Source organism: Pseudomonas sp. TE3-3-F2023 (genome assembly GCF_036784815.1).
In the GTDB taxonomy this organism is placed as follows: domain Bacteria; phylum Pseudomonadota; class Gammaproteobacteria; order Pseudomonadales; family Pseudomonadaceae; genus Aquipseudomonas; species Aquipseudomonas pudica.
This window is the reverse complement of the sequence record NZ_CP145113.1, coordinates 227,277-240,495: the sequence shown is the minus strand read 5'-3', so window position 1 is coordinate 240,495 and position 13,219 is coordinate 227,277. Positions and strand designations below refer to the sequence as shown.

At 63.8% G+C, this 13,219-nt stretch carries 10 protein-coding genes; all 10 read left to right on the top strand.

The features are described from left to right. Positions 1–7: 7 nt before the first annotated feature. The gene (locus tag V3314_RS01110; protein ID WP_075046528.1) at positions 8–1,438 is read left to right on the top strand and encodes an N-acetylmuramoyl-L-alanine amidase; all 1,431 of its coding nucleotides are present in this window, start codon (positions 8–10) and stop codon (positions 1,436–1,438) included. Then, positions 1,435–3,333 (top strand): DNA mismatch repair endonuclease MutL, encoded by a 1,899-nt coding sequence (gene mutL, locus V3314_RS01105; protein WP_046613328.1) that lies wholly within the window; start codon positions 1,435–1,437, stop codon positions 3,331–3,333. The genes V3314_RS01110 and mutL overlap by 4 nt, the downstream gene beginning before the upstream one ends. A gap of 1 nt (position 3,334) precedes the next feature. Then, positions 3,335–4,306 (top strand): tRNA (adenosine(37)-N6)-dimethylallyltransferase MiaA, encoded by a 972-nt coding sequence (gene miaA / locus V3314_RS01100; protein ID WP_046613326.1) that lies wholly within the window; start codon positions 3,335–3,337, stop codon positions 4,304–4,306. Positions 4,307–4,400: 94 nt separating this feature from the next. Beyond that, the gene (gene hfq, locus V3314_RS01095) at positions 4,401–4,661 is read left to right on the top strand and encodes an RNA chaperone Hfq (protein WP_003258160.1); all 261 of its coding nucleotides are present in this window, start codon (positions 4,401–4,403) and stop codon (positions 4,659–4,661) included. 12 nt (positions 4,662–4,673) lie between these two features. Next, a complete protein-coding gene (gene hflX, locus V3314_RS01090) occupies positions 4,674–5,975 on the top strand; it encodes a ribosome rescue GTPase HflX (protein WP_015272005.1) in 1,302 nt (433 codons plus the stop codon). A gap of 96 nt (positions 5,976–6,071) precedes the next feature. Next, the gene (gene hflK, locus V3314_RS01085) at positions 6,072–7,253 is read left to right on the top strand and encodes an FtsH protease activity modulator HflK (RefSeq protein ID WP_063911925.1); all 1,182 of its coding nucleotides are present in this window, start codon (positions 6,072–6,074) and stop codon (positions 7,251–7,253) included. Then, on the top strand, positions 7,253–8,122 hold the full coding sequence (gene hflC, locus V3314_RS01080) for a protease modulator HflC (RefSeq protein ID WP_063911924.1): 870 nt from the start codon (positions 7,253–7,255) through the stop codon (positions 8,120–8,122). The genes hflK and hflC overlap by 1 nt, the downstream gene beginning before the upstream one ends. Before the next feature lie 301 nt (positions 8,123–8,423). After that, entirely contained in the window at positions 8,424–9,611 is a 1,188-nt protein-coding gene (locus V3314_RS01075) for an ATP phosphoribosyltransferase regulatory subunit (RefSeq protein ID WP_013974431.1), read from the top strand. Positions 9,612–9,667: 56 nt separating this feature from the next. Then, a complete protein-coding gene (locus V3314_RS01070) occupies positions 9,668–10,960 on the top strand; it encodes an adenylosuccinate synthase (RefSeq protein ID WP_046613320.1) in 1,293 nt (430 codons plus the stop codon). 296 nt (positions 10,961–11,256) lie between these two features. Continuing rightward, positions 11,257–13,191 (top strand): methyl-accepting chemotaxis protein, encoded by a 1,935-nt coding sequence (locus tag V3314_RS01065; protein ID WP_085587928.1) that lies wholly within the window; start codon positions 11,257–11,259, stop codon positions 13,189–13,191. Positions 13,192–13,219 lie beyond the last annotated feature (28 nt).

Here is a 13,219-nt window from a genome sequence, read left to right as displayed (position 1 = left end):
GGTAGGTATGCGCATACGCGCACTGGTCGCCATCGTTGGGCTGCTGCTGACAACGGTGACCGTTGACGCTCTGGCCGTCACTCAAGTCAAGAGCATGCGCCTGTGGCGCGCGCCGGACAACACGCGGCTGGTCTTCGACCTGTCTGGTCCCGTGCAGCACAGCGTATTCACCCTGAGCGCACCTGATCGTCTGGTTATCGACATCAATGGTGCGACCTTGGCCGCGCCACTGAACGTGGCTACCTCCAATACGCCGATCAGCAGCGTGCGTTCGGCTCAGCGCACCCCGACCGACCTGCGCGTGGTGGTCGACCTGAAAAAGTCGGTCACCCCAAAAAGCTTCACCCTGGCGCCCAACGCCCAGTACGGTAACCGACTGGTGGTCGACCTCTACGACCAGGAAGCTGACGCCATCGCTGCCAGCGCGCCGGCTCCGGCCCCGACTCCGGCACCAACGCCCGCAACCACGCCAGCAGTGCCGGTGACCCCGGCCCAGCCTGCCATCAAGCTGCCGCCGGTTCCCAACGGCAAGCGTGACATCGTGGTTGCCATCGACGCCGGTCACGGCGGCGAAGACCCGGGTGCGTCCGGCTCGCGTGGCCAACATGAAAAAGACATCGTGCTGCAGATCGCCAAGGAACTGCAGCGCCAGATCAACAGCGAAAAAGGTTTCCGGGCCGAGCTGACACGTACCGGCGACTACTTCATCCCGCTGCGCAAACGTACGGAAATCGCCCGCAAGAAGGGCGCCGACCTGTTCATCTCTATCCACGCCGACGCCGCGCCGTCCCGTGCTGCCTTTGGTGCCTCGGTGTTCGCCCTGTCCGACCGCGGCGCTACCTCCGAGACAGCGCGCTGGCTGGCTGACACGGAAAACCGTTCCGACCTGATCGGTGGTGCCGGTAACGTCAGCCTCGACGACAAGGACCGCATGCTGGCCGGCGTGCTGCTGGACCTGTCGATGACCGCCACGCTCAGCTCCAGCCTCAATGTCGGGCAGAAGGTGCTGGGCAACATGGGGCGCATCACCTCGCTGCACAAGCAGCGGGTGGAACAGGCCGGCTTCATGGTGCTGAAGTCGCCGGATATTCCGTCGATCCTCGTTGAAACCGGGTTCATCTCGAACAACAACGAAGCCGCCAAGCTGGCCACCGCAAGCCATCAGCAGGCCCTGGCCCGTTCGATCCACACTGGTGTGCGCCAGTACTTCCAGCAGAATCCGCCGCCTGGCACCTACATCGCCTGGCTGCGCGACACCGGCAAGATTGCCGCTGGCCCGCGTGAGCACACGGTGCGCCCTGGCGAGACGCTGGCGATGCTTGCCGTGCGCTACCAGGTCAGCGTGACCAGCCTGCGCAGCACCAACAGCCTCAAGACCGATGAGCTGAAGGTCGGCCAGCGCCTCGATATCCCCGCTACCACGTTGGCCTCGCAATGAGTGGCGGTTCGCGCATCCAGCTGCTCAGCCCGCGGCTGGCCAACCAGATAGCCGCCGGCGAGGTTGTCGAGCGGCCGGCCTCTGTCGCCAAGGAGTTGCTGGAGAACAGCCTGGACTCCGGCGCCCGGCGTATAGACGTGGAAGTGGAGCAGGGCGGCGTCAAGCTGCTGCGGGTGCGTGACGATGGCAGCGGCATTTCCGCCGACGACCTGCCGCTGGCCCTGGCCCGTCACGCCACCAGCAAGATCCGCGAGCTGGAAGACCTGGAAGGGGTGTTGAGCCTGGGCTTCCGTGGTGAGGCCCTGGCCTCGATCAGCTCGGTGGCGCGCCTGACCCTGACCTCGCGGACCGCCAGCGCTACCGAGGCCTGGCAGGTGGAAACCGAAGGCCGCGACATGACCCCGCGGGTGCAGCCGGCGGCACACCCGGTGGGTACTTCGGTGGAAGTGCGCGACCTGTTCTTCAATACCCCGGCCCGGCGCAAGTTCCTCAAGGCCGAGAAAACCGAATTCGATCACCTGCAGGAAGTGATACGGCGTCTTGCGCTGGCGCGCTTCGATGTCGGCTTCCACCTGCGTCACAACGGCAAGAGCATCCTCAGCCTGCACGAGGCCCACGATGAGACCGCCCGAGCGCGGCGGGTGGGCGCCATATGCGGCCCGGGCTTCATGGAGCAGGCGCTGCCGATTGATGTGGAGCGCAATGGCCTGCGCCTGTGGGGCTGGGTCGGCCTGCCGACTTTCTCGCGCAGCCAGGCAGACCTGCAGTATTTCTTCGTCAACGGCCGTGCGGTGCGCGACAAGCTGGTCGCCCACGCCGTGCGCCAGGCTTATCGCGACGTGCTGTTCAATGGCCGGCACCCGACCTTCGTGCTGTTCCTTGAGCTGGAGCCCAACGGCGTAGACGTCAACGTGCACCCGACCAAGCACGAAGTGCGTTTCCGCGAGGGGCGCTCGGTGCACGACTTCCTGTATGGCACCCTGCATCGCGCCCTGGCCGATGTGCGCCCGGAAGACCAGTTGGCAGCGCCTGCTGCCGTGCCCGAAGTGGTCCGCCCCACGGGCCAGCAGGCCGGTGAATTCGGCCCCCAGGGCGAAATGCGCCTGGCCTCGCCAGTGCTCGAGCAGCCGCGTGCCCTGCAGCAGTCGTTTACCAGTGGCGGCGGTGGCTCGGGTTACCAGTACCAGTACACCCCGCGCCCCTCGCAACCGCTGCCGGCCGCCGAGGCACAGGCGGTGTATCGCGAATTTTACAAGCCGCTGGATGAAGGCGCGGCGCCGACAACGGCGCTGCCTGAAAGCCAGGGTGACATTCCCCCGCTGGGCTACGCGCTGGCGCAGCTCAAGGGCATCTACATCCTGGCCGAGAACGCCATCGGCCTGGTGCTGGTAGACATGCATGCCGCACACGAGCGCATCATGTACGAGCGCCTGAAGGTGGCCATGGCCAGCGAAGGCCTCAGCGGGCAGCCGCTGCTGGTTCCCGAGACCCTGGCCCTGAGCCAGCGTGAAGCGGACTGCGCCGAAGAGCACGCGCAGTGGTTCCAGCGGTTGGGCTTCGAACTGCAGCGCCTGGGCCCCGAGACCCTGGCCATCCGCCAGATCCCGGCTTTGCTCAAGCAGGCCGAGGCCAACCGCCTGGTGCAGGATGTACTCGCCGACCTGATGGAATACGGCACCAGCGACCGTATCCAGGCGCACCTCAACGAGCTGCTCGGCACCATGGCCTGCCACGGCGCCGTGCGCGCCAATCGGCGTCTGGCGATCCCCGAGATGAACGCCCTGCTGCGTGACATGGAAAACACCGAGCGCAGCGGCCAGTGCAACCATGGTCGCCCCACCTGGACCCAGATGGGCCTGGACGACCTGGACAAACTCTTCCTGCGCGGTCGATGAAATGAGCGGCAAGCCCCCTGCAATATTCCTGATGGGCCCGACAGCGGCCGGCAAGACCGACCTTGCCATCGAACTGACCAAAGTACTGCCGTGCGAGCTGATCAGCGTCGATTCTGCGCTGGTCTACCGCGGCATGGACATCGGTTCGGCCAAGCCGTCGAAAGAAATCCTCGCCGCTCACCCGCACCGGCTGATCGACATTCGCGACCCGGCCGAGAGCTATTCGGCTGCGCAGTTCCGTGCTGATGCCCTGGAGGCCATGGCCGAGATCACCGCGCGCGGCAAGGTCCCGTTGCTGGTGGGCGGCACCATGCTCTATTACAAGGCGTTGATCGATGGCTTGGCCGACATGCCGGCGGCCGATGCCGTGGTGCGTGCCGAGCTGGAAGCCCAGGCCGAAGCGCTGGGCCTGGCCGAGTTGCACCGGCAATTGGCCGAGGTTGACCCAGAGTCGGCGGCGCGTATCCACCCCAACGACCCGCAGCGGTTGATCCGAGCACTGGAGGTGTACCGGGTGAGTGGCGAGAGCATGACGGCACATCGACAACGTCAATTCGCGGAAAGTCGCGGCGCAGACGCAGGCGCTGGCGGACATTTGCCCTATACTGTCGCGAGTTTGGCGATTGCTCCTACAGATCGTCACATTTTGCATCAGCGAATTGCGTTACGATTTTCACAGATGCTGGAACAGGGCTTCGTCGATGAGGTCCGATCGCTGCGAGCCAGAAGTGACTTGCACGCCGGGCTGCCGTCTATACGGGCAGTGGGGTATCGGCAGGTCTGGGATTACCTGGACGGCAAGCTGACTGAGAATGAGATGCGTGAACGCGGTATCATTGCCACCAGGCAACTGGCCAAGCGGCAGTTCACCTGGTTGCGTGGCTGGCCTGAAGTACACTGGCTTGACAGCCTGGCCTGCGACAATCTGTCCCGCACCTTGAAATACCTTGGGGCCATCTCCATATTGAGCTGAGTCCCTGCTGATTGCCGTCTATTCTTGCGAAGGGGCGGCCTAATTTATCGATTTTCTTGATTTTCTATTATTTATCCTTACAGGAGTGCGGCATATGTCAAAAGGGCATTCGCTACAAGACCCTTACTTGAACACCTTGAGAAAAGAAAAGGTCCCGGTATCCATCTACTTGGTCAACGGCATCAAACTGCAGGGTTCGATCGAGTCCTTCGACCAGTTCGTGGTACTGCTGAAGAACACCGTCAGCCAGATGGTCTACAAGCACGCCATCTCGACCGTGGTTCCTGCCCGTCCGGTTCGTCTGCCAAGCCCGTCCGATTCCGAACACGGCGACAGCGAGCCAGGCAACGCCTGATAGGAGCCTGCATTGTTCTTTGAGCGCCACGGTGGTGGTGAGCGGGCGTTGCTCGTTCACTTGGAAGGTCAGAACCCTGAGGCGCGCGAAGACCCGCAGGAGTTTCAGGAGCTGGCATTGTCGGCCGGTGCCGACATCGTCTCGCTGGTCACGGTGGCAAGGCATCAGCCTTCCGCCAAATACCTGATTGGCAGTGGCAAGGTCGAAGAGTTGCACGACCTAGTCCATGCCGAACAGGTAGACCTGGTGATTTTCAATCACACCCTCACGCCCAGTCAGGAGCGCAACCTCGAGCGTGTGTTCGAGTGTCGTGTGCTCGACCGTACCGGGCTGATCCTCGATATCTTCGCCCAACGGGCGCGTACCCATGAAGGCAAGCTGCAGGTCGAACTGGCCCAGCTCGAGCACATGAGCACGCGGCTGGTGCGCGGCTGGACCCACCTTGAGCGACAGAAGGGTGGTATCGGCCTGCGTGGCCCGGGTGAAACCCAGCTGGAAACCGACCGCCGCCTGTTGCGGGTGCGCATTCGCCAGATCAAGTCACGCCTGGAGAAGGTGCGCAGCCAGCGCGAGCAGGCACGCCGCGGGCGCAAGCGTGCGGACATCCCGTCGGTATCGCTGGTTGGTTATACAAACGCCGGCAAGTCCACGCTGTTCAACGCCCTGACCGAATCCGAGGTGTATGCCGCGGACCAGCTGTTCGCCACTCTCGACCCGACCCTGCGCCGGCTCGAACTGAACGACCTGGGGCCGATCGTGCTTGCCGATACCGTGGGCTTCATTCGCCACCTGCCGCACAAGCTGGTCGAGGCATTTCGGGCTACGCTCGAAGAGTCGAGCAACTCCGACTTGTTGCTGCATGTGATCGACGCCCATGAGCCGGAGCGCATGGAGCAGATCGAGCAGGTGCTGGCGGTGTTGGGCGAGATTGGTGCCGAAGGGTTGCCGATCCTCGAGGTGTATAACAAACTCGACTTGCTCGAAGATGTCGAGCCGCAGATCCAGCGTAATGCCGATGGCAAGCCGGAACGGGTCTGGGTATCGGCACGCGATGGGCGTGGCCTGGAGCTGGTCGGCCAGGCGATTGCCGAGTTGCTGGGGGATGATCTGTTTGTCGGTACCCTGTGTCTGGAGCAGCGTTTTGCCCGCTTGCGCGCGCAATTCTTTGCCCTGGGTGCCGTGCAGAGTGAAGAGCATGATGAAGAAGGGCGCAGCCTGCTGAGCGTGCGACTGCCCATGGTCGAACTGAATCGCCTGGTCAGCCGCGAAGGCATGGAGCCGCAAGTGTTTGTCGAGCAACACACTTTGCAATAAATGCTCGTCGAGGTCGCCGGGCAGCAGTGACAGGCATTCTGTAGCATTGGACGGCGCGCCGTGGGCGCGTCTTTGCTTTATCAGATGGAGAGCGCTATGGCTTGGAACGAGCCGGGTGGCAACTCGAACAATCAGGATCCCTGGGGCGGTCGCCGTAATGGCGGTGGCGGCGGTGGTGACAAGAAAGGTCCACCGGACCTGGACGAGGCCTTCCGCAAATTGCAGGACAGCCTGAACGGCATGTTCGGCAGCGGCAAGAAACGTGGCGGCGGTGACCGCAATGTCGGCAAGGGCGGTGGCCTGGGCCTGCTGGGCATCGGCCTGGCGGTGCTGGCTGCAATCTGGCTGTACAGCGCCGTGTACGTGGTCGACGAGCAGGAGCAGGCCGTGGTGCTGCGCTTCGGCAAGTACTATGAGACGGTCGGTCCCGGCCTGAACATCTACTTCCCGCCAATTGATCGCAAGTACATGGAGAACGTTACGCGCGAGCGTGCCTACACCAAGCAGGGCCAGATGCTGACCGAAGACGAGAACATCGTCGAGGTGCCGCTGACCGTCCAGTACAAGATCAGCAACCTGCAGGACTTCGTGCTCAACGTCGACCAGCCTGAGGTCAGCCTGCAGCACGCGACCGAAAGTGCCCTGCGCCACGTGGTGGGTTCCACCTCGATGGACCAGGTGCTCACCGAAGGTCGCGAGCAGATGGCCGTGGATATCCGCGAACGCCTGCAGCGCTTCCTCGACACCTACCGTACCGGTATCACTGTTACCCAGGTCAACGTCCAGAGCGCGGCAGCCCCGCGTGAAGTGCAGGAAGCCTTCGACGACGTGATCCGTGCCCGCGAAGATGAGCAGCGTGCCCGCAACCAGGCCGAGTCCTACGCCAATGGCGTGGTGCCGGAAGCCCGTGGTCAGGCCCAGCGCATCATCGAGGACGCCAACGGTTACCGCGACGAAGTCATCGCCCGTGCCAAGGGTGAAGCCGACCGCTTCACCAAGCTGGTCGCCGAGTACCGCAAGGCACCTGACGTGACCCGTCAGCGCCTGTACCTGGAAACCATGCAAGAGGTCTACAGCAATTCGAGCAAGGTCATGGTGGCAACCAAGGACGGGCAGAACAACCTGCTCTACCTGCCGCTGGACAAGATGGTCGAAGGCAGCCGCAACCCGTCCGCGCCGACCACTGGCGTGTCGCCATCGGTCAACGATGCGGCCGCCCGTGCGGCGCAGGACCTGCAACAGCAACAGCAGCCGCTGCGCACTAGGGAGAGCCGCTGATGAGCAACAGATCGCTGATCGCCCTGATCGCCGCCGTTGTCCTGGCCATCGTGGCCTGGAACAGCTTCTACATCGTGTCCCAGACCGAGCGTGCGGTATTGCTGCGCTTCGGTAAGGTAGTCCAGGCGGATGTACAGCCGGGCATGCACGTGAAGATTCCGTACGTGAACCAGGTGCGCAAGTTCGACGCCCGCCTGATGACCCTCGACGCCCCGACCCAGCGGTTCCTGACCCTGGAGAAGAAAGCGGTGATGGTCGACGCGTACGCCAAGTGGCGCGTCAAGGACGCCGAACGCTTCTACACCGCCACGTCCGGCATGAAGCAGATCGCCGACGAGCGTCTGTCGCGTCGTCTGGAAAGTGGCCTGCGTGACCAGTTCGGTAAACGTACCCTGCACGAAGTGGTTTCCGGTGAACGTGACGCGCTGATGGCTGACATCACTGCTTCGCTGAACCGCATGGCCGCCAAAGAGCTGGGTATCGAGGTGGTCGATGTGCGCGTCAAGGCCATCGACTTGCCGAAGGAAGTCAACCGCAGCGTGTTTGATCGCATGAGCACCGAGCGTGAGCGTGAAGCCCGCGAGCACCGCGCCAAGGGTAACGAGCTGGCTGAAGGTATCCGTGCCGATGCTGACCGTCAGCGCCGCGTATTGCTGGCTGAGGCCTATCGCGAAGCAGAGGAAACCCGCGGTGACGGTGACGCCCAGGCGGCCGCCATCTACGCCAAGGCCTACACTCAGGACCCTGATTTCTACGCGTTCTACCGTAGCCTGCAGGCGTACCGCGAGAGCTTCTCGAGCAAGAGCGACGTGCTGGTCCTGGACCCGAAGAACGAGTTCTTCCGCTTCCTGGACAAGAGCAGGCCGTGATGCTCAAGCCCTGATTCTCATGCAGCGGCGCCCCGCCTGGCAGCTAAAACACCAGGCGGGGTGCATCCTGAATGAAAAGGGGTGTATGATGAGGCAGCCGGGAAATTTCCCGGCTTTTTTGCGTCTGCATGGTTGATTGGCAAACCGCCAGTTGACGGTTTGGTCAGGTCGCAAGGCAATTCGAGGGTGTCGGGTACGGTGGCTGCGCTGGGATCAGTGCTGCCCGCTGCTGTGCGCGATACCGGCTTTACTGACGGCTCGCCTGCTGGCAAGCCGCCCGGACCAGAGGGGAAATGGCGTAATGGCAACGGTAGACCGCTGGCTGCTGCCAGATGGCATCGAGGAAGTACTGCCACCTGAGGCTGCGCGCATCGAAATCGCGCGCCGCCAGGTGTTGGACCTGTTCCAGAGTTGGGGCTACGAACTGGTCGTCACCCCGCATATCGAGTACCTGGAGTCGCTGCTCACCGGCGCCGGCCAGGACCTGGATCAGCGCACCTTCAAGGTAGTGGACCCGCAGTCGGGCCGCCTGATGGGCTTCCGCGCCGACTTCACCCCGCAGGTGGCGCGCATCGATGCCCACACCCTGCGTCGTGAAGGCCCGAGCCGCCTGTGCTATGCCGGCAGCGTGCTGCACGCCCAGCCGCGTGCCCTGTCCACCTCGCGCAGCCCGATCCAGCTGGGTGCCGAGCTGTATGGCGATGCCAGCCCCACCAGCGATGTCGAAGTCATCAGCCTGATGCTCGCCACGCTGCAACTTACCGATGTGCCAGATGTGCACATGGACCTGGGCCACGTCGGTATCTACCGCGGCCTGGCTCGTGCTGCCGGCCTGTCCGGCGCGGTCGAGCAACAGCTGTTCGACGCCCTGCAGCGCAAGGCCGTGGATGAAGTTCAGGTGCTGACCGCCGACCTGCCGAAGGACCTGGGCAACATGCTGCGCGCGCTGGTCGAGCTGTGCGGTGGCCGCGAAGTGCTGGCCGAAGCCCGCGTGCGCCTGGGCCGTGCCCCGGCCAGTGTGCTGGCGGCGCTGGACGACCTGCTGGCGATCGCCGATCGCCTGGCGTCGCGCTTCCCGGACCTGCCGCTGTACTTCGACCTCGGCGAGCTGCGCGGTTACCACTATCACACTGGCGTGGTGTTCGCCGTGTTCGTGCCGGGCGAAGGTCAATCGATCGCCCAGGGCGGGCGCTATGACGACATCGGCGCCGACTTTGGCCGGGCACGCCCGGCCACTGGTTTCTCCACGGATTTGAAGACCCTGGTCACACTGGGGCGAGCGGAGGTCGTATTGCCAACTGGCGGCATCTGGATGCCGGACAGTGGCGACGCGGCCCTCTGGCAGCAAGTCTGCCAGTTGCGCAACGAGGGCCAGCGTGTGGTCCAGGCCCTGCCTGGCCAGCCGTTGAGTGCTGCTCTCGAGGCGGATTGTGATCGGCAATTGATTCAGCAAGACGGGCGCTGGCAGGTTCTGCCGCTGGCCCAGTGAGTTTCTGCGCCGGCAGTAGGCCGGCAACCAAGTTTGCGTGAATGAGGACCAATGTAATGGGTAAGAATGTCGTCGTCCTGGGCACCCAGTGGGGTGATGAGGGCAAAGGCAAGATCGTCGATCTGCTGACCGAACATGCTGCCGCCGTAGTGCGCTACCAGGGTGGCCACAACGCGGGTCACACCCTGGTGATCAACGGTGAAAAGACCGTTCTGCACCTGATTCCGTCCGGCATCCTGCGTGAAGGCGTACAGTGCCTGATCGGCAACGGTGTGGTCGTTGCCCCGGATGCCCTGATGCGTGAAATCACCAAGCTGGAAGAGAAGGGCGTACCGGTGCGCGAGCGCCTGCGCATCAGCCCGGCTGCGCCGCTGATCCTGTCGTACCACGTTGCCCTGGACCAGGCCCGCGAAAAAGCTCGTGGCGAAGCCAAGATCGGCACCACTGGTCGTGGTATCGGCCCAGCTTACGAAGACAAGGTCGCACGCCGCGGCCTGCGCGTGGGTGACCTGTTCCACCGCGAGCGTTTCGCCGCCAAGCTGGGTGAACTGCTGGATTACCACAACTTCCAGCTGGTGAACTATTACAAAGAGCCGGCCATCGACTTCCAGCAGACCCTGGACGAATGCATGGCCTACGCCGAGCAGCTCAAGCCGATGATGCTCGACGTCACCGCCGAGCTGCACAACCTGCGTCGCGCCGGCAAGGACATCATGTTCGAAGGTGCCCAGGGCTCGCTGCTGGACATCGACCACGGCACCTACCCGTACGTCACCAGCTCCAACACCACCGCTGGCGGTATCTCCACCGGTTCTGGCGTTGGCCCGATGTACCTGGACTACATCCTGGGTATCACCAAGGCCTACACCACTCGTGTAGGTTCCGGTCCGTTCCCGACCGAACTGTTCGACGAGACTGGCGCTACCCTGGCCAAGCGTGGCCATGAGTTCGGCTCCACCACCGGCCGCGCGCGCCGTTGCGGCTGGTTCGATGCCGTGATCCTGCGTCGCGCCATCGACGTCAACAGCATCTCGGGCATCTGCCTGACCAAGCTGGACGTCCTGGATGGCCTGGAAACCATCAACATCTGCGTTGGCTACAAGAACGAGAACGGTGCCGTCATCGACGCGCCTTCCGACGCCGACAGCTACATCGGCCTGGAGCCGGTGTACGAAGAGATGCCAGGCTGGAGCGAGTCGACCCTGGGCGTGAAAGCCCTGGAAGAACTGCCAGCCAACGCTCGCGCCTACATCAAGCGCATCGAAGAGCTGATCGGCGCGCCGATCGACATCATCTCCACCGGTCCGGACCGCAACGAGACTATCGTGCTGCGTCATCCGTTCGCCTGATCCGCCATACAGGCTGATCTGACGCCGTGGCCCTGAAAGGGGCTGCGGCGTTTTCATTTGTGGGGTATGCCTGTCCCGGCCCTATCGCCGGCAAGCCAGCTCCCACAGGTACACCACAGGCCTCAAGACATGTGGAGTACCTGTGGGAGCGGGCAAGCCCGCGAAGAGGTCAGTACAGGAAAACTCATTGCTGAACCTTGGCGTTTATCCCTGCTGCCCTCGGCACAACCCTTGCTGTAAGAAGTTTCTGAAGATGCCATCAAAATAGTGGCGCCAGAAAACACGAGGGTTACACCGTGTCTGCCATCCTCTCACTGTTACGAAGCCGCCTTTTGCGGCCTGTGTTTGTTGCCCTTGGTATCGCTCTTTTGGTGCAGGTGCTGGTCGCCGTTGCGCTTACCCGAAGCACGGTCACCGCCTTGGAGGCCGACTTGGGTGAACGCCTGGGCAATGACAGCCGGCAGCTCGCCAGCGAGCTGGAGCAAGCCGGGCAAGATGTGCGCTCAGGCCTCGACAGCCTCTCCAGCAGCACCCGCCAGCGGCTGAGCGCAGGTTTGTCGGCGCGCCTGCAAAGCGAGCAACAGCAACTGCGCAGCACGCTGGAAAAGAACCTCAAGGACTCCGCCAACGATATGGCCGAGCTGCTGGCGTCGGTCGCACCGCGGGCGATCTGGGACAACGATGTGCCGGTGCTCTCTGACTTCGCCCGGCGTGCCCAGCGCAACCCCAACGTGCTGTTCGTGGTCTACGACGACGCCCAGGGCCAGCACCTGACCCGCTACCTGAACCGGCAAAACCCGATCAACCAGGCATTGATGGACAAGGGCCAGGGCGAGCGTGCGCTGGACAAGGTGATCGACGCGGCCCGGCGCGACCCGGCGGTGTACTTCGTCGAGGCCTCGATCAACCCCAATGGTGCAGAAATCGGCAAGGTGGTGATGGGCGTTTCCACCGCCGGTATCGATCAGGAGCTAAAGGCCCTGGACCAGCGCTTCGCCGCACTGATCGCCAGCGGCGAGCAACTGGTCGGCGACAGTCTGGTCGGTGCTGCTGCCGACAGTGGCAAGACCTTGCGCGAGCGCCTGGAAAAGGCGCAGGGCAGCGCAGCCGCGATGCAGGCCAATACCGCACAGACTGTGCGTGATGCTGCTGCCGAACTGCGCTGGCGCATCGGGCTGGGCCTGATGCTGGTCGGCCTGGGTGTGCTGGTGGTGGTGGCCGTGGTGCTTGGTCGCCGGGTGCTGAGCAAGCTGCGCCTGCTGATTGCCGCGCTCGACGACCTGGCGGCTGGCGAAGGCGACCTGACCAAGCGCGTGCCCCTCGACAGCCGCGACGAAATTGGCGACATGGCTTCGGCGGTTAACCGCTTTGTCGACAAGCTGCAACCCATCGTGCGCGAGGCGGGCGAGGTGGCGCAGCGCACCGGCGTGGAGATTGGCGCGATGGCCCAGCGCAATGCCGGCGCCGATGCTGCCGCTGCACTGCAACGCGATGAAGTGGCGGCCAGCCTGCGCGATCTGTCGAGCATGGCCGATGAGGCCCAGGCTGAAAGCCATGCCATGCAGGCGGCCCTGCAGCAGGTGGTGGATATCCGCCAGGCTACTGACGAGAACAGCCGTACCTCGACTCAGCTCGCCGGTTTGATCGAGAACCTGGCCGGGCAGGTGGAGGCCGGCTCCCAGGTGATCGAGCGCCTGGCCAAGCAGAGCGAGCAGATCGAAGTGGTGCTGACCGTTATCCACGGCATCGCCGAACAGACCAACCTGCTGGCCCTAAACGCGGCCATCGAAGCCGCCCGTGCTGGCGAAACCGGGCGCGGGTTTGCCGTGGTGGCCGATGAGGTGCGGGCGCTGGCGAGCAAGACGCAAAGTTCTACGGGAGATATCCAGGCGCACATCGCCGCGCTGCAGAAGGGGGCCAAGGAGGCCGTGGCCACCATCAGCCAGGCCGGTCTCAAGGCCAGCGAAGGGCTGCTGGTGTTGCGTGACAACGAGCGCCGCCAACAGTCGGTGCAGGCAGCGGTGGAGCAGGTGCACGCAGCCATCGGCCTGGCCACCCGGGCGGCCGAGCAGCAGGCGAGCGGGGCGCAGGCGGTGCGTGGGCGGGTGGAAACCATACACGCCCAGGCCGAACGCTCGGCCGAGGTGGTGATGCAGACCACCGCAAGCAGCAAGGTGCTGGATGACCTGGCCGCACAGCTGCGTGCCAGCCTGGGCCAATTCAGGGCATAGAAATTCGCAAGCGAATCGCAATCCCTGT